Source organism: Shimia aestuarii (assembly GCF_900114635.1).
Taxonomy (GTDB): Bacteria; Pseudomonadota; Alphaproteobacteria; order Rhodobacterales; family Rhodobacteraceae; genus Shimia; species Shimia aestuarii.
In genome coordinates this window covers 1-18,737 of sequence record NZ_FOTQ01000016.1, presented here as the reverse complement: position 1 = coordinate 18,737, position 18,737 = coordinate 1, and the positions used below count along the sequence as shown (strand labels likewise).

Here is an 18,737-nt window from a genome sequence, read left to right as displayed (position 1 = left end):
GGAAGGGAGGATGGGCAAGGGCGCGACGCCCTTACTCTTCTTCCGCATCCAGGAGTTCCATATTCAGGCCGAGGCCACGGACTTCTTTGACCAGAACGTTGAACGATTCCGGTACGCCCGCTTCAAAGTTGTCCTCGCCCTTGACGATCGATTCATAGACCTTGGTCCGGCCGGCCACGTCGTCCGACTTCACGGTCAGCATTTCCTGCAGGGTGTAGGCGGCGCCGTAAGCTTCCAGAGCCCAGACCTCCATTTCCCCAAAGCGCTGGCCACCGAACTGCGCCTTACCACCCAGCGGCTGCTGCGTGACGAGGCTGTACGGACCGGTCGAACGTGCGTGGATCTTGTCGTCGACAAGGTGATGCAGTTTCAGCAGGTATTTCACACCCACCGTCACCGGCCGCGCGAACTGTTCACCGGTACGACCGTCAAACAGGATCGACTGGCCCGAGCTGTCAAAGCCCGCACGCACCAGCGCGTCGTTCACGTCACCTTCCTTGGCGCCGTCAAAGACCGGCGTTGCGATCGGCACACCACGGGTCACGTTGCTCGCGGCTTCGATCAGCGCGCCCTCGTCCATGTCGCGGATGCCTTCTTCATAGACATCTTCGCCATAGGCGTGGTGCAGTGCGTCACGCACCGGGGTCAAATCGCCCGACCGACGGTATTCCTGAAGCGCATCGTCCACCTTGATGCCAAGACCGCGCGCGGCCCAGCCCATGTGGGTTTCAAGGATCTGACCGACGTTCATACGCGAAGGCACACCCAGCGGGTTCAGACAGAAGTCGACCGGGGTACCATCGGCGAGGAACGGCATGTCTTCCATCGGCACAACCTTGGAAATAACACCTTTGTTCCCGTGACGACCGGCCATCTTGTCGCCCGGCTGAAGCTTGCGCTTCACGGCGATGAAGACCTTGACCATCTTCATCACGCCCGGCGGCAGGTCGTCGCCACGACGGACCTTCTCGACCTTGTCTTCGAAACGGTGCTCAAGCGCCCGTTTCTGAACGCCGTACTGTTCGTTCAGCGCTTCGACCACCTGTGCGTCGGCCTCATCGGCCAGCGCCAGCTGCCACCACTGACCGCGGCTCAGGCTGGCGAGCAGCTCCTCGGTGATTTCCGAATTCGCCTTGACGCCTTTCGGCCCCTTAACAGCAACTTTGCCAAGGATCATGTCCTTCAGACGGGCATAGATGTTGCGGTCGAGGATCGCCATTTCGTCGTCACGGTCACGTGCCAGGCGTTCGATCTCTTCACGCTCGATCTGCAGGGCACGTTCGTCTTTTTCCACACCGTGGCGGTTAAAGACGCGCACTTCCACGACAGTCCCGAAGTCACCCGGCTTCACGCGCAGCGAGGTGTCGCGCACGTCGGATGCTTTCTCACCGAAGATGGCGCGCAGAAGCTTTTCTTCCGGCGTCATCGGGCTTTCGCCCTTCGGAGTGATCTTACCGACGAGGATATCGCCCGGCTCAACATCCGCGCCGATGTAAACGATGCCCGCCTCGTCGAGGTTGCGCAGCGCTTCTTCACCGACGTTCGGAATGTCGCGGGTGATCTCTTCCGGGCCCAGCTTCGTGTCACGGGCGGCGACTTCGAATTCCTCGATATGCACCGAGGTAAACACGTCATCACGCGCGATACGTTCCGAGATCAGGATCGAGTCTTCGTAGTTGTAGCCGTTCCAAGGCATGAACGCGACGACCACGTTCTTACCCAGAGCCAGTTCACCCAGATCGGTCGACGGACCGTCCGCGATCACTTCGCCCTTCTGAACCGTGTCACCCACCTTCACCAGCGGACGCTGGTTGATGCAGGTGTTCTGGTTCGAACGCTGGAACTTGCGCAGACGATAGATGTCCACGCCCGCATCCCCCAGTTCGAGATCCGAGGTCGCGCGCACAACGATACGCTGTGCATCCACCTGGTCGATGATCCCGGCGCGTTTCGCCTGAATCGCCGCACCCGAGTCGATCGCAACCTTTTCCTCGATACCGGTCCCGACCAGCGGCGCTTCTGCGCGCAGGAGCGGAACCGCCTGACGTTGCATGTTCGAGCCCATCAGTGCGCGGTTGGCGTCGTCGTTTTCAAGGAACGGAATGAGCGAAGCCGCCACCGAGACCAACTGCTTGGGCGACACGTCGATCAGATCGACCGAGCCCACCGGCGCCATGGTATAGTCACCGGCCTGGCGGGTGTTGACCATCTCGTTGATGAACTTGCCGTTCTCGTCCAGCGTCGCGTTGGCCTGGGCCACGGTATGACGCATCTCTTCGGTCGCGGACATATAGTTCACTTCGTCCGTGACCTGACCGTCGACAACCTTGCGGTACGGGGTTTCGATGAAGCCGTACTTGTTCACGCGGGCAAAGGTGGCCAGCGAGTTGATCAGACCGATATTCGGGCCTTCCGGCGTTTCAATCGGGCACATCCGGCCATAGTGGGTCGGGTGCACGTCGCGCACCTCAAAGCCCGCACGCTCACGGGTAAGACCACCCGGGCCAAGCGCCGAGAGACGGCGTTTGTGGGTGACTTCCGAAAGCGGGTTGGTCTGGTCCATGAACTGGCTGAGCTGCGAAGAGCCGAAGAATTCGCGCACGGCGGCAGCCGCCGGTTTCGCATTGATCAGGTCCTGCGGCATCACCGTGTCGATTTCGACCGACGACATGCGTTCCTTGATTGCGCGCTCCATGCGCAGCAAGCCAACGCGGTACTGGTTTTCCATCAGTTCGCCGACCGAACGCACACGGCGGTTGCCGAGGTGGTCGATGTCGTCGATGTCGCCCTTGCCGTCGCGCAGCTCGACCAGCGCCTTGATACAGGCGATGATGTCTTCCTTGCGCAGGGTGCGCATGGTGTCTTCTGCGTCCAGCGCGAGGCGCATGTTCATCTTGACGCGGCCAACAGCCGAGAGGTCATAGCGTTCGCTGTCAAAGAACAGCGTGTCAAACAGCGCCGACGCCGCTTCGACCGTGGGCGGCTCACCCGGGCGCATGACACGGTAGATGTCCATGAGCGCGGTGTCGCGACCCATGTTCTTGTCCGCGGCCATAGTGTTGCGGATGTAGGGACCGACGTTGATGTTGTCGATGTCCAGAACCGGAATCTCGGTGATGCCGTTATCGACCAGCTCCTTGACGGTGCCGCCGATCAGATCGCCATCCTTGTCATATTCCAGCGTCAGCTCGTCCCCGGCCTCGACATAGATCGCGCCGGTTTCCTCGTTGATGATGTCCTTGGCGACATATTTGCCAACGATGTGCTCGAACGGCACCAGCAGTTCCGTGATCTTGCCTTCGTCGATGATCTTCTTGACCGCACGCGGGGTCACTTTCTTGCCCGCTTCGGCAATCACTTCACCGGTGGCCGCGTCAACCAGGTCAAAGGTCGGACGGGTGCCACGCACGCGCTCGGGGAAGAACTTGGTGACCCAACCTTTGCTCTTGTCCAGCGTGTAGTTCACGGTGTCGTAATAGGCATCCATGATGCCTTCCTGGTCGAGACCCAGCGCATAAAGCAGCGTCGTCACCGGCAATTTGCGGCGGCGGTCGATGCGGGCAAAGACGATGTCCTTGGCATCGAATTCGAAATCCAGCCACGAGCCGCGATAGGGAATGATGCGGCAGGCGAACAGCAACTTGCCCGACGAATGGGTCTTGCCCTTGTCGTGGTCAAAGAACACGCCCGGCGAACGGTGCATCTGGGAAACGATCACGCGTTCGGTGCCGTTCACGACAAAGGTGCCGTTCGGCGTCATCAGGGGCATGTCGCCCATGAACACGTCCTGTTCCTTGATGTCCTTGACCGACTTGGCGCCGGTATCTTCGTCCACATCAAACACGATCAGGCGCAGAGTGACCTTCAGCGGCGCCGAATAGGTCATGTCGCGCTGCTGGCATTCCTCAACGTCGTATTTCGGTTTTTCCAGCTCATAGGACACGAATTCCAGCACGCTGGTCTCGTTGAAGTCCTTGATCGGGAAAACCGACTGAAACACGCCTTTGATGCCTTCGCCGTCGGTCGGCTGGGGCATGTCGCCGGAGTTGAGGAAAAGATCGTACGAGGATTTCTGAACCTCGATCAGGTTCGGCATATCCAGAACTTCACGGATCTTGCCGTAGTATTTACGAAGACGTTTCTGGCCAAGGTAGGTCTGAGCCATGGTCGATGTCACCTTTCATTTCTCACCGGTCGCGGCAGCCGTCGGGTCCCCGGCACCACGCCCATACGAGACGGTCGAAATATGGACAATTCCCGGCCACCGTCCCAATGGCGGCCTCCCGTTCCAAACCTCGCCTTAGAAAAGGCTTTTGACAAAAAGCCCTCTCTGAGACAGGTTCGGCTGGGCACGGGAAAACCCCGGACCCAGCCTGAAAATCTGGTGGAACAGCGCCTCGCGGCACCATTCCTTCCCGATTACTTGACTTCGACCTCGGCGCCAGCTGCTTCCAGCTTGCCTTTGATCTCTTCGGCTTCTTCTTTCGAAACGCCTTCTTTGACAGCCTTGCCGCCGGCTTCAACCAGCTCTTTGGCTTCTTTGAGGCCCAGGCCGGTGATGCCGCGGACTTCTTTGATGACGTTGATTTTCGAAGCGCCTGCCGATTTCAGGACGACGTCGAATTCGGTTTTCTCTTCCTCAGCTGCGCCACCGGCGTCGCCTGCGGGGCCAGCAACCATTACGGCGCCGCCAGCAGCCGGCTCGATGCCGTACTCGTCTTTGAGGATGGTTTTCAGTTCTTGTGCTTCCAGCAGGGTCAGACCCACGATGCTTTCTGCGAGTGCTTTCAGATCAGCCATTTTAGACTCTTTCCGTTTTCAGTATGTGTGTTCCAACGTCGGACGCTTGTCCTTACGCGGTCTCGTAAGTTGCTTTACGCAGCCTCTGCCTTTTCCTCGATGGTCGACAGGATGGATGCGATGTTCGAAGCAGGTGCGCCAATAGCGCCAGCGATATTCGAAGCAGGTGCGCCGATCATGCCTGCGATGGTAGCAATAAGCTCCTCGCGAGACGGCATCTTCGACACGGCTTCAACGCCGGCACGGTCCAGAGCGTTCTCGCCCATAGCACCGCCAAGAATTTCGAACTTCTTGTTCGTCTTGGCGAAGTCCTCGGCCACCTTGGCTGCTGCCACGGGGTCCTCGGAATAGGTCAGAACGGTCATGCCCGACAGAAGGTCACCCATGCTTTCGCAGGGCTTGCCCTCAAGGGCGATCTTGGCGAGCCTGTTCTTGGCAACACGCACGGCCCCACCTGCTTCGCGAGCGCGAGCACGCAGGTCTTGCATGTCAGCAACTGTAAGACCGGCGTAATGGGCAACCACTACGACGCCAGAGCTTTCGAAGATCTGGCCGAGTTCCTCGACCACTTTTTCTTTCTGGGCTCTATCCACAGTTCTCTCCAATTTTGGGAAGCTCACGCCCCCCGGCTCATGTTCACCGGTTTCCCGGCATGAAGTCCTTTTACGGGGCATCGCCATTATCGCCCGAGAGCATGAAGCCCGCGGTAAATCTGGGTCTTTCCCGTCTCAGGCAGGGAATTAAGTCACGGCAAAACCCGCAACACCCACCGTCTTGGACGAAACAAAACAAAGCGCACGACGAATCGCACGCTTTGTTTCGAGAGGTTATTTAGGCGATGGGGCGGGGGTTTCCAAGAGGTAAAACAAACGTACCCGCGTTTTCTTCATGCCCACCCGCCCCCATATCCGCGGGACAGTCGCAAAGCGCCTCTGCAGTCCAGCCGCCCCTCACACGCCACGCGGCCCGACCGGGCGCGCCGCCTGCATCTGTACCGGCGGCCTCACGGAAAACCCGGTTCCATTCCACGCACAAGCCGCTAACTTGAGCACAGTTTGAGACCCGCATACTGCACAGCATTTTCAACTGGGACAGGCCCGATGACAACCGATCACGTCACGATCTCCAATGACAGACTCACGCTCGGCGTCGCCCCGCTCGGGGCAGAGATGCAGTATCTGCGCACAAATGACGGTGACGATCTCCTTTGGCATGGCGATCCTGCCTTCTGGTCCGGGCGCGCACCGGTGCTGTTCCCGATCGTCGGGCGCGCGGTCGACGATGTCATCGCCGTCGGGAACCACCGCGCCACCATGCCTCAGCACGGCTTTGCCCGGCGCAGCCATTTCGACCTTGTCGAAAGTACAGCAACAAAGTGCCACCACGTCTTGCGCGCCAGCGACGGGACACGGGAAAGCTACCCGTTTGATTTTGCCCTCCACCTGACGCATGAGCTGAGCGGCAACACGATCGGCGTCACCGCCCGCATCGAAAACCTGTCAAATCGGCCCATGCCCTTCGGATTCGGCTTTCATCCAGCCTTCCTCTGGCCCCTGCCCGGCGCCGCCGACAAACCACACCATGTGCAACTGGCCGCTGGCGGATCACCCCGGCGCCAGCCCTTGCACGACGATGGCCTGCTTGACGCCGATCTCGTTCCCGGCCCTTTCGAAAACGGGCAACTGGAGCTCGCCGAACAGCTCTTTTCAGATGGCGCGCTCGTGTTCCCCAACGGCGCGGACAGCCTGCGCTATGGCCCCGCCGATGGACCATGGCTCGACTTCACGTTCCACAACCTGCCCGACCTCGCGCTCTGGAAACCGGCCGGCGCCCCGTTCCTGTGCATCGAACCCTGGCACGGCACGGCGTCACGGGTCGGAGACGGCCCGGAAATCGGCGAACGCCCCAACAGCACGACCCTATCGCCCGGCGCCAATAAAACCTTCGGCTATTCGCTCAGCGTCACTGTCTGATTGCAACCGCACTTGTTCGGTCACACCAACTTTTTGCTTTGCACACCCAACGGGAAAACCGATAGTCTCAACACAGCAGCACGCCGACGGAGTTCGATGTCCACCTTCCTTCGCATCGGCTCTGCGAACGATAAATGTTTATACTCACTAGGAGAATTCCAAGAAGTCCTTTCTGCTTTCTTCAGCTATGGCACTCTTCGGCCTCGCAGCTTGGGCCCAAGACGCAACCCTGATCACGGGTGCCCGCATTTTCGATGGCATCGGTCCCGACCTGATCGAAGGTCAGGATGTCCTGATCGAAGATGGCAAGATCGCCGCCATGGGTGCAGGCCTGAGCGCCCCCGAAGGCGCTACCGTGATCGACGCCGAAGGCCGGGTGATGACGCCGGGCTTTATCGATATGCATTACCATCTCAGCCTGTGCTCTGTGCCGGTGATGGATATGGCCGGCTCTTACGCACCAGACCTTGACTATATTGGGATCAAGGCCGCCCAAGCCGCCGAGGATGCGCTGATGCGCGGCTTTACCAGCCTTCGTGATGTGGGCGGCGCGTCTTGGGGCGCAAAGCTGGCTGCCGACCGCGGAGAGATCGCGGGACCTCGTGTCTGGCCGTCGCTGCGTGCGATTTCTCAGTTTGGTGGGCACGGCGACGCTAACCCCCGTTTCATGAACCCGCGCGAATTCGGTGGACCAGAGAACAATCTGGAAAGACTTCAGTACAGCCGCATCGTCAACGGCAGAGATGATGTTCTGGCCGCGGCGCGGGAAAATCTGAAACGTGGCGCGAGCCAGATCAAGATGCACCTTGCGGGTGGTGTAGGGACCGAGTTTGACCCAATCGACGGGCGCCAGTTCATCAAGGAAGAGATCGAAGCCGCCGTCGAGGTTGCCGCCGGTTTCGGCACTTACGTCACCGCGCATGTCTACACCGTGGACGGCATCAAGCAGGCAATCGAGGCCGGCGTCCGATCGATCGAACATGGCAACCTGATCGACGAGGAAATCGCGGTTATGATGGCCGAAAATGACATCTGGCTCAGCCCGCAGGTTCTGGTCTATCGCACTTTCTCGCCCGACTTGGGTCCAGTGCGGCTGGCCAAGGGCAAGATGGTCGAGGCCGGACTGGACAGCATGTTCTCGCTGGCCAAGAAGCACGGTATCAAGATCGCTTTCGGTACAGATGTCGTGGTCAACCCGCAGGCCTGCGCCGACCAAAACAAGGAATTCGCAGCGCGGCTTGACTGGTTCTCCCCCGCCGAAATCCTGACACAGGCCACAGCGAACTCGGGCGAATTGCTTCAACTGTCCGGTGACAGAAGTCCCTATCCGGGTATTGTTGGCCAGCTTGTCGAGGGCGCCCATGCCGACCTCTTGTTGATGAACGGCAACCCGCTTGAAGACATTTCCATTCTGGAAGATTCGGCAACCGTTCTGGACCTGATCATGAAGGGCGGCGTGATTTACAAAAACACGTTGTAGTGAGGTTTATCGATGGTCGAACTGCGCACATTGCTGCGCCTGCAAGCCCTTTTTGCTGCGCTTTCGTTGGGCTATCTCATCACTAGCCTTCTACGGCGTGAATTGACTGGCGATGCGCTCAGCGCCGCTGCCATCGGCCCGTCGATCGTCATGTTCATTGTCTATTTCGGCGTACTCTACATCGGCAAGATCGGCAGGGTGGGTTGGTATCGGTTGGGCATGATCCCTGCCCTGGTGCTGTTCGGTGGCGGCGGCGTGATTGCCAACGTTCTGCGCTACGCGGACAGCGGGCTAGAGAACTATGCCTCCAACACAACCTTTGCCGTCGCGGTCGCGATCAACGGGTTCGGGACCGCCTTGAACATCGTCGCGCTGTTCGGATGGTTCAAAACCGTCAATTGCACCGGATGATGAATTGACTTTTGCGACAAAAAAAAGGGGCGCCCCGAACGGGACGCCCCTAAATTCTTGCCGTTTGGCGCAGCTTACTGCGCGGCGGCGTTGTCGACCGAGATCGTCACGCCCGGGCCCATGGTCGAGCTCAGCGCGATTTTCTTGACATAGGCGCCTTTGGCACCCGACGGCTTGGCTTTCAGAACGGCGTCCATGAACGCGCGCACGTTTTCAACCAGCTTGCCTTCGTCGAACGACACTTTGCCAACACCTGCGTGCACAACACCGGCCTTCTCGGCCTTGAACTGCACTTCACCGCCCTTGGCGTTCTGCACGGCCTGTGCCACGTCCATGGTCACGGTGCCGACCTTGGGGTTCGGCATCAGGTTGCGGGGGCCAAGCACCTTACCCAGACGGCCAACGACGGGCATCATGTCCGGGGTTGCGATGCAGCGATCAAATTCGATGGTGCCGCCCTGGATGGTTTCCATCAGGTCTTCTGCGCCAACGATATCCGCACCAGCTGCCTGGGCTTCTTCCGCTTTCGGGCCACGGGCAAACACGGCCACGCGCACGGTTTTGCCGGTGCCGTTCGGCAGGCCGACCACACCGCGGACCATCTGGTCTGCGTGACGCGGGTCAACACCCAGCTGAACCGAGATTTCAACAGTCTCGTCAAACTTGGCCGAGGCAGCGCCTTTCACCAGCGCGACGGCTTCTTCAACAGTCAGGTTCTCTTTGCCTGCAAACGCTTCGCGCGCTGCGGCAGTCCGCTTTCCAACTTTCGCCATCACTTCACCTCGATGCCCATGGAACGCGCCGAACCAAGGATGATCTGCATGGCAGCATCGATGTCGTTTGCGTTCAGGTCTTTCATTTTCGCTTCGGCGATTTCTTTCACCTGCGCAGCAGTCACCGACCCAACGGTCTCACGACCGGGGTTGGTTGCGCCGGATTTCAGCTTGGCCGCTTTTTTCAGGTAGTAAGACGCGGGCGGCGTCTTGATGTCCATGGTGAAGGACTTGTCCTGATAGTAGGTGATCACGGTCGGGCACGGCGCGCCGGGCTCCATGTCCTGCGTCTTGGCGTTGAACGCCTTGCAGAATTCCATGATGTTGATGCCGCGCTGACCCAGTGCGGGGCCGACGGGCGGCGACGGGTTGGCCTGACCTGCAGGAACCTGCAGCTTCATCGTACCAGCAAGCTTCTTAGCCATTTGGTTTTCCTTTCAACGTAGACGGAACGCGTTCCGCCCGGTTTATGTTGCGTGGTCCGGCGGCACATCGCGATGCCCCAACCTCCCACGAGAGAATCTCGCCCGAAGACGATCCGCGCCATTTACGCCTGTTTGGAAGGGTTGGCAAGAGGGCGCGCAGAGAACGGCCACGCGGGCCCCAGGGCAGACGATACCCTTACTGCTGAGCGGCAATTGCCGTGATCTTTTGGATTGCCCGTGCAGCGTAACTACCGGACAACGACGTGTCGGCCATTGCCTCAAGTGCCGGCAGGGCAGATGCAGCCCCCTCTCCAATTTCACCCAGAGCGATTGCGGCTTCCTTTCTGACAAAGACCGACGGACTGCCCAGCAAGAGGATCAGCTCGGGAACTGCATCTGCAGCCTGGGCACCAAACAACGCCAATGATTGCGCCGCGGCGCGTTGTTCTTTGGCATCCCCGCGTGTCACGGCCGCCCTGAGGCTCGCCACGGTCGTACCCGGCGGCAGCGCGGCCAGTCGAAGACCCTTTTTCAACCTGTCGTTCAGGTGCTGGTACGCGCCAATCCAACGCACGATAAAGAAGTAATCGCGAACAGCGTCCTCTAGGGCGCCCCCATGCTGTCCTTGCTGCCATTTGTCGGTCATGGCCCGCGCAGCCCGCCGATCCCCATTCAGCGCCAGAACAGAGGCCGCGAACGGCATCAACTCGGTCGCCTGAGGGCTGCGGGAGAGTTCCTGCAAGATGACCGCCTCTGCCCCGGGCAAATCATTCATCGCAAAATGCGCCGCCCCCTCGAACAGCGCATAGTGGCTGGGATAGGCCGGATCGAGACGCATGGCGGCCTGAACAAATGCCAGCCCCTCCTCTGGTTCACCACCCGCGATAAGGGCCCATCCCATCGTCAAATGTGCTTCCGGGTCACTGGGCTGCAGCGCAATCGCTTTTGCGGCGGCCTGTCTGGCTTCGCTCGTTCCGCGACTGACACCCGTGGCACTGTCCCAATCCGGCAGGTTGAGAGAGACAACTGCCCTGACAACGTGGATCAGCGGCGAGTCCTGCTGTGCCAGTTCACGGTAGTATCTGTAGAACAGGCCAATATGCATCTGTTCGTCGGCATCGGTAAATCCCGTCCAATGATGGAAGATGTGCGGCCGCAAATGGGCCAGTGCAAGCATTGCCCGCGCACGCCCATAGCCCGGATCCAACGCGACAGCCCGCTCGAAATGGGGAATTGAAGCGAGATTATCTTCCTCATTAAAGCGCGAGTACAACTCCCAGCCGCGCTGGAAGGCTTCGCGCGCCCCGATTGTTTCAGTTTTGGCACCTTCTATGGCCAAACTGCCCTGGCCGTCGAGAGGAACCCCCAGTTCCTGTGCAATCGCCAGAACGATACTGTTTTGCAACTCGAAGATATCATCAATCTCGCCATCGAACCGTTCCGCCCAGATCAACCTTCCATTCAGCGTGTCGGTCAGGCGAATAGTGACCCGAAAACTCTCATCCATGCGTCTCAGACTGCCATCGACGACGTATCGAACACCCAGTTTTTCGGCAAATCCGGCAACATCGATGTCTCCACCTTGAAATGCAAATGAGGTGTTTCCAGCAATGACGAAAAGACCGGAAATGCGGGACAGGTCCGTGATCAGATCCTCGGAGATGCCGTCGATCAGCACTTTGTTGGAGGCGTCATTGGTAGAGTTCGCAATCGGCAGCACGGCGATCGACGGCAAGTCCGGCAGGGGATAGGCCATTTGGGCCTCGGAGGCGCGGAATTGACTTTTCTCCCACGTCCTTGCACCGAAAAAACCCATTGCCGCCAACAGAACCAGGACGACCGCCGACTTTGCGTAAAGAGGCGCCATCTTCGGTTTCGGCCGAGGCAAGGGCGGCCCGTCATCCGCCTCGATGCGGAAGGCTTCAATGGGCTCGGCGATATTCTTGACCCGTTGCGGACCAATTGGCTCAAAGCGGAATGGCACCTTGTTGCGGGCATATTCCACGATCGACTGCGAGGCGAGTATCCTGCCGGGGTCTGCCAATGCCTCAAGCCGGGCGGCCACGTTCACGCCATCGCCCAGAATGTCGTCGGCATCCGTGACGACGTCTCCTACATTCAGACCGATCCGGAAAGCGATGGCGCGATCGGGGGCGACGTCCGAGTTTCTTTGCGAGAGTTCGGCCTGTATCTCGGTGGCCGCCAGAACGGCATCCACCGCACTACGGAATTCGATCAGGAAACTGTCGCCCGCGGTGTTCGCGATGCGTCCCGAATGCCGCGAGATCGAAGGTTCAAAGACTTCGGCACGGATGCGCCGAAGTCTGGCGATCGTGCCTTCCTCATCCAAGCCGATCAGCCTTGAATAGCCTGCAACATCGGCGGCCAGGATAGCTGCTAAGCGACGGTTTGGGCGGCGTTCCATAATATCCAAGCTTAACATTCGGACATTTTTCTGGGAACTGCGATTTCATGGCAAGGAACCGGGCACCGCCTCTGACCTGTCCCTTGTCGGTGCCGCTGATGGTTCGTGGTCAGGATCGCGCCCTTGACGCCTCCTCCCGCTCGCGCGGTTTCCCCCCGCGCCCGCAAGCATGACGCCCCTGGATCACCCCGCCCCTGTGACCAGCGGCGCTTCCAACCACCAGGTTCTCAGCTTGCCCACGCCCGGAATGTCCCTGACACCGCCGGCCTTGAATCGGAACACGCCCTCAAGCTGGTCGCGGATCGCATCCGTGACCTGCACCCGCCCCGGCTCTCCATGGCTTTCCATGCGGCTGGCGGTGTTCACCGTCTCTCCCCAGACATCGTAGAACGGTTTCTGGCGGCCAATCACCCCGGCAACCGCCGGGCCCATGTGCAACCCGATCCGAAGCTCCACGTTGCCCGGCAAGGCCTTCACCGCATCCAACATGTCAAGCGCCATCGCGGCAACCTTGTGCGCGGGCTTCTCACAGGGGTCCGGCATGCCCGCCGCCACCATGTAGGAATCTCCAATCGTCTTGATCTTCTCCAACCCGTGCGCCCCGGCCAGTTCGTCAAAAGCCGAAAACATGCGGTTGAGGAAACTGACGATCTCTTCGGGTGCCATCCGGGCCGAGCGCGGCGTAAAATCGACAATGTCGGCAAAGAGGATGGCGACCGAGGGCAAATGATCCGCGATTTCCTGATCCGGGTCGGCTTTCAACCGGGCGGCCACCTGAGCGGGAAGCAGATTGTTGAGCAATGTCTCCGACCGCGCATTCTCGATCCGTAGCTGATCCCGCTGCACTTCCACCGTTTCATAAAGCTCACCAAGTTTCTGGCTGGTGATATTCAGGTTGCGCGCCAGTTCGCCCAGCTCGTCCCGGTTCGGCACGGCGACACGTTCCGTGAAATCCCCCCCCGCGATAGCCTTGAACGATTGTCCAATGCGCTGAATGGGCCAAACCAGCGAAGACGAAATCGCATATCCCAGCAACAACGCGAGACCCACTGAGATCAGGGCCGTCGCGCTGACGAACTCGACCGACGACTTGTAGGCAAGGGCCGTCGACCGCGCCGTTTCGGCCATTTCCGCTTCGATTTCCTGAACCTTCGAATAGACGTTTCCCTGAAGGCGTGACGCGATGGGCGCAAATTCCTGCCACGCGATGATGCCCGCCGTCTCGTAATCCTTTATCCGCCGTGCACTTGTGGCTTTTGCCGCGATCGCCTCAAGCTCTTTCGCACCGCTGCGCAGCGATGCCATGAACTGCTCATCGGCCATCCCCTGCTGTCCATACTTCCGCAACCCATGTCCAGTGTGCAGTACCAGATTGTTGGACACGCCCAGAAAAAGTGAACCCCGGTGTGACAAAGACCGCACTCACATTGTCACCCTTCACATCCACGGGATCCGTCGGAATTGCAGCAGCAAGCGCGAGCAGGTTACTCAAATAGGAATAGGCTTCGTTGAAATACGCGATGCGTTCCTGATCCCGGATCAGCTTCTCGGTGCGGTCGTTTGCCTGTCGCAATGTCGCCAGACCGACCACCGCAAGGCCCGCCATCAGGAATGTCACGCCCAGAAACGCGACCAACAATTTCGCCCGGATGGACACCGACATGCCGGAAATCGCACGAACAAGCATGTTGGGTTGTGCGTTGTGTCTGTTGGCTTCCTGTCGGGGCGATCTGATCATCCAGCTTCCGAACATCGTGAGATATCCAGTTAATCACGCCCCATTCCTCAACTCAAATACGTTGTGAAATGCCCTTTGCAGGCGGCGCCACGAAAAACGCCGCGTCGGGTTTCCCCGCGCGGCGCCTCAAATCTCTGATGTCGCAGGATCAGCCCTGCTTGGTCACCTGCGTAAACTCCAGCTCGACCGGGGTCTCGCGGCCAAAGATCGACACCGTCACCTTCAGGCGCTGGTTCTCGTCGTCCACTTCCTCGACCATGCCGTCGAAATCCTCGAACGGACCATCATTGACCTTGACCTTCTCACCCACTTCGAAGCTGATCATCAGCTTCGGCGCGGCCTCGCCTTCCTCGACACGGCCAAGGATGCCCTGCACCTCGGCGTCACGCATCGGCATCGGGCGACCCTGCGGTCCAAGGAACCCGGTGACGCGGTTGATGGAGTTGATCAGGTGATAGCCCCGGTCGCTCATTTCCATGTGCACCAGAACATAGCCCGGCATGAAGCGGCGCTCAGAGGTCACTTTCTTGCCACGGCGGACTTCGATCACTTCCTCGGTCGGAACCAGCACTTCGTCGATCTGCTCTTCGAGCCCCTGCTCTTCGACCGATTGACGAATCTGCTCGGCGACCTTCTTTTCAAAGTTCGACAGCACGCTAACCGAATACCACCGTTTCGCCATGTGATCGTCTTTCCCGTCCTTGCCGGCCCAGTGCCGGACTGCTTCCTTTCGACCCTTCTTCAAAAAAGGGCTTCCGGGAACAAAAAATCGGCGTGCAACTCGAATCGCCACACGCCATGTCCCGAAGTAGGCCGTGACCTACCTGTCCTGCTCGTTGATTTCAAGAGGCAAAGCCGCCGCCCGAACCGGTCCTGCGCTTAGCCGAACAGCCCCAGAATACCCTGCAGACCGCTGCGGATCAGGATATCGACCAGCGAAAAGAACGTCGCTGTCAGCGCCGCCATGATGAACACCATGACCGTGGTCAGCAGGACCTCGCGGCGGGTCGGCCAGACCACTTTCGAAACTTCGGCCCGGACTTGCTGAATAAAGGTGATCGGATTGGTTTTCGCCATGACGCTTCTTCTTTGCCTTGATCAGAGGCTCACATACTGGGGCAGACCGGCAAATTCAAGGCCGTTTCTGCCTTCCGCGTCCCCGACGCCTACCGCATCCGCGCCAATCGTGCGGCAAAGGTGGGATCAACCGGCCCTTCCCACGCGTCCTCATCGCCCAGCGGTTTGTACAGGAACGGGTGCCAGCGTGCCGGCAACACGTTCTGCAAGGCCGCCCCGCGTGCCGGGTCAGCCCAGATATAGCGCTTCAACACGTAGATCATGATCCGCCCAAGCCGGTCCTGCCCGATCAACACACCAATCAGCAAAAGGGCAAAAACGATCACGAAAACCAGCGCCGGGATGAACCATGGTCTCCACAGGAAAACACCTGCGAGGATCATAAGCGCAATCCAACGCGGCGATCTCAGGACATGGCGCACAAGTTGTCCGGGCGCCCCTTCGACAATCTCCAGCCGCCGCCAGGCGCGGCGCACCCGTGCCGGGGCTGGCTCTGCCTCTTCCGACGGAACAGTTTCCCGAACATCGCGGGGTGTCTCAATGGCATCATGCCCGTGTGACTGACCGCTGACGGCCGGCTCGAACCGTCCGCTTGCCGTTTCTTCAGGTTTCATGCCGTCTGTAGCAGTCACCCCGACGTCCGGCGAGTCCGCGATCAGCGCGCGGATGGTATCCAGCGTTTCCCCGGTAAAGGGTTCTCCGGGTTCAATGATTTCTTCTCCGAACTGGCGCGCCCCCGTGCCATCGCGTTCGGCAACCTCTTCGTCGCTCATCTCCGTGTCTCCAAAAGACGAGACACCAGTCCGGCCCGGCGGAACCTTCACACGCCCCCATGCCCGGCAAACGAAACATCAGACCGATGTCGATTCGCAGCATTGCAGTAAGGCATTTTCAAGAAGAATTAGGGTATTACCGGGGCATCTGTGCGGCAGAAATACGGCGCTCCGCCCGTGGATCTGCGGCATCGCCACCGTCGTTGGCCGCCGGCAGCATCGCGCGAACGTAGGCCATCACCTTGCGGGCCACGACGATTTCGTGCTTCCACAGCTTCCTGAACCGCCGCCCCAACAGGAACACCCCGTCCCGCGCCCGCTCCGGTCCGCAGGCCACCGATGCCACCAGAAACAGGATCAGGGCCCAGACTGCGAGACGCAGCACCACACCCGGCGAGGACAGCCCGAGAACCATCAGAAGAATGAGCGCCAGCAGCCGGGGGCGGGGCCATTTTGCATCCAGATGCGCTCGCCGACGCGCCACTGCGGCGGCAATCTCGGCCTCATCGGCGCCCGCAAGGTCCGGCGCATTCCGGCGCATGACCTTCTCGACCCGCGACAACTCCTGTGCCTTGCGCCGGTCTGCAACGCCTGTCGAAAGTCGCGCCTCCAGATCCCGCATGAGCCTCTGGCGCACAGGCCTTGCGGCCCTCACATCCTGCCTCTCCAAAAACGGCGGCATGTCATCAGGCTGCGTTTCCACTTCCCCCAATGTCCAATGCTGCTTCATGTCGTCCTCACTTCGCCCGCAAGACAGCATCGGAAAACAGATGCCGGTTCTGGAAAGTGATAGTTAACCTAGATGGCGAGAAGACGGCGCAGCTCCGGCAACGGCATGACGCACGCGCGGTTTCTTTGCGGACGGAATTTCGACGAAATGAGGAAATGGCAGGGGCAGCAGGGTTCGAACCCGCGACCTACGGTTTTGGAGACCGTCGCTCTACCAACTGAGCTATACCCCTAAGGTCGGGCATGTCCTAGTCCAGCCAAGCGCGGGTGGCAAGAGGGAAATCGCGCGAATTCGTCCCGGACTGGCCACCACGCTCCGCCTGAACTAAGAGAGAGGAAAAAAGGACCGATCCTCGTGAGCCTCAGAAAGAAAATCGCCAACAGCCCACGCGTGCAGAACTTCGTGGCCGCGCGGATCGAGGCCATGGTCCGGCGCGCCCATCGGCGCTCGACATGGCAGCGTATCGGCTTTGAACCGATGGAAGAAAGTCTGCGCGCCGGGGAACCCGTGATCGTCGTGCTTTGGCACCAGCGGCTGATGATGTCTCCCTACCTGTTCCCGACCGATCTGGGGCGGATCTTCACACTCACCTCGAACGCGCGCGCGGGCCGCATGGCCGGGCTGTTCCAGACCCGGTTTGGCATGGAGACCGTTGCCATGTCCTCCAATCGCCGCCATGTCACCATGTCGCGCAAGATTCTGGGCAAGATCCGCGAGGGCTATTCCATCGGGATCGCAGCCGATGGTCCCAACGGGCCGGCACGGGTCTGCTCCTCCGTGCCCCTGATCTGGGCGCGCTCTTCCGGAAAGCGGGTGTTTGTCGTGGCCTTCTCCGCTGACAAGGTCCGCGAACTGCCCACATGGGACCGGATGTGGCTGCCCCGCGCGGGCTCCAGGGGCATCCTGATATGCCGCGAATGGACGGACGAGGTGCCCCGCAAGGCCACCGATGAGCAAACCGAAACCTTGCGCCTGTCGCTGCAAACCGCGCTTGACGACGTCACCAAAGACGCCGACACCGCGGTTGGGCGCGCCTAACGGGCCTCAACGCCCAGAATCTTCCGTGCCCGGTCCCGGATCGCCTGCCGTTGCTCCATCGGCACCGCAAAATAGTTCAGGGTGCGGAACGGGTATTCATGCGAGTCCACGAACACCTCGCTGGTCATCGGCGGCGCCTCGTGGGCAAGCCGGTCCGGCGTGAACACACCGTAATCGTGGCGGTCAAACCATTGCCAGAGCATCTCCGCCGAATATCCCAGCGCATTCGGTCCGACCTCGGTGCTTTCGAACAGGATCACCGGGCGACCACGCGCAATCAACCGCGCCCCGCCGCGCAGCGCACCCAGCTCGGCACCCTCCACGTCGATCTTGATCAGGTCGACCCTGGTATCGGGCAACAGGTCATCCAGCCGCCTGAGCTCGACCGTGATCCGCTCCCGCCCTTCGCCGGGGGCAAGCGAGTTGAAACCGCTCTTGCCGGGATCGCGAAAGAAATCCACGCTGCCTTCGCTCTCGCCCACAGCCGCTTCAAGCAGGGTGCAATAGGGAAACCGCGCCCGCAGCGCCGCCGCCTTGTCCGGATCGGCCTCGATGGCGATGATCTCCGCACCGGGCATGGCGCGATGCACGCTGGCAAACACCGACCCGATATGCGCACCGACATCCAGAAACCTGCCCTGCGCGGGGCAAAGCTGCGCGATCAGGCGGTCCGCCAGCACGGCATTGGCCCGCGCCCCCGCCGCCTCCGGATTGCCCAGAGGAACACTTCTCAATGACCGCCACCGGGAAAACCGCAGCAACACATCGCCTGCCCACGTCCCAACAAGCCTCGATTTCATGATGCCTCGCGTTCCGGTTAGCTGCCACTTCATTGCACAGTATCAAACCTGACCCGAAAATCAGGTCTTTTGATGGCCACGCATCACCCCGCCCGCTTTTTCAGACGCCCCGGCACCGACGGTCCGGAACGCTCCGCACGCGCAACGCAAAAGGGCGCCCTGTGGGGCGCCCTTTCCGGTTCTTCAGGTTTGACCTGAATTACTCGATGATTTTCGACACAACGCCGGAACCGACGGTGCGGCCGCCTTCGCGGATGGCAAAGCGCAGGCCCTGTTCCATCGCGATCGGCGCGA

At 60.2% G+C, this 18,737-nt stretch carries 18 protein-coding genes and 1 tRNA gene; 4 read left to right on the top strand and 15 right to left on the bottom strand.

Features of this window, described 5'->3' with window-relative positions:
- Positions 1 to 31: 31 nt before the first annotated feature.
- The 3 genes from rpoB to rplJ form a co-directional block, all read right to left on the bottom strand.
- Positions 32 to 4,165, bottom strand: coding sequence for a DNA-directed RNA polymerase subunit beta (rpoB, locus tag BMZ35_RS19870; RefSeq protein WP_093097006.1), 4,134 nt, complete (start codon positions 4,163 to 4,165; stop codon positions 32 to 34).
- Between the two features lie 254 nt (positions 4,166 to 4,419).
- A complete protein-coding gene (gene rplL / locus BMZ35_RS19865; protein WP_093097003.1) occupies positions 4,420 to 4,800 on the bottom strand; it encodes a 50S ribosomal protein L7/L12 in 381 nt (126 codons plus the stop codon).
- Between the two features lie 74 nt (positions 4,801 to 4,874).
- Positions 4,875 to 5,393 (bottom strand): 50S ribosomal protein L10, encoded by a 519-nt coding sequence (gene rplJ / locus BMZ35_RS19860; RefSeq protein ID WP_093097001.1) that lies wholly within the window; start codon positions 5,391 to 5,393, stop codon positions 4,875 to 4,877.
- Between the two features lie 507 nt (positions 5,394 to 5,900).
- Between rplJ and BMZ35_RS19855 the strand changes: the two genes are divergently transcribed.
- The 3 genes from BMZ35_RS19855 (at position 5,901) to BMZ35_RS19845 (ending at position 8,664) form a co-directional block, all read left to right on the top strand.
- Complete coding sequence (locus BMZ35_RS19855) at positions 5,901 to 6,773, top strand: aldose 1-epimerase family protein (RefSeq protein WP_093096998.1); 873 nt, start codon at positions 5,901 to 5,903, stop codon at positions 6,771 to 6,773.
- A gap of 187 nt (positions 6,774 to 6,960) precedes the next feature.
- Positions 6,961 to 8,253, top strand: a complete 1,293-nt coding sequence (locus BMZ35_RS19850; RefSeq protein WP_093096995.1) for a metal-dependent hydrolase family protein — start codon at positions 6,961 to 6,963, stop codon at positions 8,251 to 8,253.
- A 12-nt stretch (positions 8,254 to 8,265) separates the two neighbouring features.
- Complete coding sequence (locus BMZ35_RS19845) at positions 8,266 to 8,664, top strand: hypothetical protein (RefSeq protein WP_093096992.1); 399 nt, start codon at positions 8,266 to 8,268, stop codon at positions 8,662 to 8,664.
- 74 nt (positions 8,665 to 8,738) lie between these two features.
- On the opposite strand, the gene rplA is transcribed toward BMZ35_RS19845, so the two are convergent.
- The 10 genes from rplA to BMZ35_RS19795 form a co-directional block, all read right to left on the bottom strand.
- Positions 8,739 to 9,437, bottom strand: coding sequence for a 50S ribosomal protein L1 (gene rplA, locus BMZ35_RS19840; RefSeq protein WP_093096989.1), 699 nt, complete (start codon positions 9,435 to 9,437; stop codon positions 8,739 to 8,741).
- The gene (gene rplK, locus BMZ35_RS19835) at positions 9,437 to 9,862 is read right to left on the bottom strand and encodes a 50S ribosomal protein L11 (protein WP_093096986.1); all 426 of its coding nucleotides are present in this window, start codon (positions 9,860 to 9,862) and stop codon (positions 9,437 to 9,439) included. The genes rplA and rplK overlap by 1 nt, the downstream gene beginning before the upstream one ends.
- 196 nt (positions 9,863 to 10,058) lie before the next feature.
- Positions 10,059 to 12,305 (bottom strand): HEAT repeat domain-containing protein, encoded by a 2,247-nt coding sequence (locus BMZ35_RS19830; protein WP_242654874.1) that lies wholly within the window; start codon positions 12,303 to 12,305, stop codon positions 10,059 to 10,061.
- Between the two features lie 165 nt (positions 12,306 to 12,470).
- The gene (locus BMZ35_RS19825) at positions 12,471 to 13,610 is read right to left on the bottom strand and encodes an adenylate/guanylate cyclase domain-containing protein (protein ID WP_093096980.1); all 1,140 of its coding nucleotides are present in this window, start codon (positions 13,608 to 13,610) and stop codon (positions 12,471 to 12,473) included.
- Complete coding sequence (locus BMZ35_RS19820) at positions 13,600 to 14,025, bottom strand: hypothetical protein (protein ID WP_131814409.1); 426 nt, start codon at positions 14,023 to 14,025, stop codon at positions 13,600 to 13,602. The genes BMZ35_RS19825 and BMZ35_RS19820 overlap by 11 nt, the downstream gene beginning before the upstream one ends.
- 148 nt (positions 14,026 to 14,173) lie before the next feature.
- Positions 14,174 to 14,707 (bottom strand): transcription termination/antitermination protein NusG, encoded by a 534-nt coding sequence (gene nusG / locus BMZ35_RS19815; protein WP_093096974.1) that lies wholly within the window; start codon positions 14,705 to 14,707, stop codon positions 14,174 to 14,176.
- A 197-nt stretch (positions 14,708 to 14,904) separates the two neighbouring features.
- On the bottom strand, positions 14,905 to 15,102 hold the full coding sequence (gene secE / locus BMZ35_RS19810) for a preprotein translocase subunit SecE (RefSeq protein ID WP_093096971.1): 198 nt from the start codon (positions 15,100 to 15,102) through the stop codon (positions 14,905 to 14,907).
- A gap of 89 nt (positions 15,103 to 15,191) precedes the next feature.
- Entirely contained in the window at positions 15,192 to 15,875 is a 684-nt protein-coding gene (locus BMZ35_RS19805) for a hypothetical protein (RefSeq protein WP_093096968.1), read from the bottom strand.
- 136 nt (positions 15,876 to 16,011) lie between these two features.
- Positions 16,012 to 16,605 (bottom strand): hypothetical protein, encoded by a 594-nt coding sequence (locus tag BMZ35_RS19800; RefSeq protein WP_093096967.1) that lies wholly within the window; start codon positions 16,603 to 16,605, stop codon positions 16,012 to 16,014.
- 156 nt (positions 16,606 to 16,761) lie between these two features.
- Positions 16,762 to 16,837: transfer RNA gene (locus tag BMZ35_RS19795), tRNA-Trp, on the bottom strand.
- Positions 16,838 to 16,959: 122 nt separating this feature from the next.
- On the opposite strand from BMZ35_RS19795, the gene BMZ35_RS19790 reads away from it, so the two are divergent.
- On the top strand, positions 16,960 to 17,643 hold the full coding sequence (locus tag BMZ35_RS19790) for a lysophospholipid acyltransferase family protein (RefSeq protein WP_093096964.1): 684 nt from the start codon (positions 16,960 to 16,962) through the stop codon (positions 17,641 to 17,643).
- Here the strand turns inward: BMZ35_RS19790 and BMZ35_RS19785 are convergent.
- Both BMZ35_RS19785 and BMZ35_RS19780 read right to left on the bottom strand, forming a co-directional pair.
- Positions 17,640 to 18,443, bottom strand: a complete 804-nt coding sequence (locus tag BMZ35_RS19785) for an FkbM family methyltransferase (RefSeq protein WP_165610142.1) — start codon at positions 18,441 to 18,443, stop codon at positions 17,640 to 17,642. The genes BMZ35_RS19790 and BMZ35_RS19785 overlap by 4 nt on opposite strands.
- Positions 18,444 to 18,642: 199 nt before the next feature.
- Positions 18,643 to 18,737: EF-Tu C-terminal domain-related protein (locus BMZ35_RS19780; RefSeq protein ID WP_131814408.1), on the bottom strand; the 95-nt coding region annotated here is incomplete at its 5' end.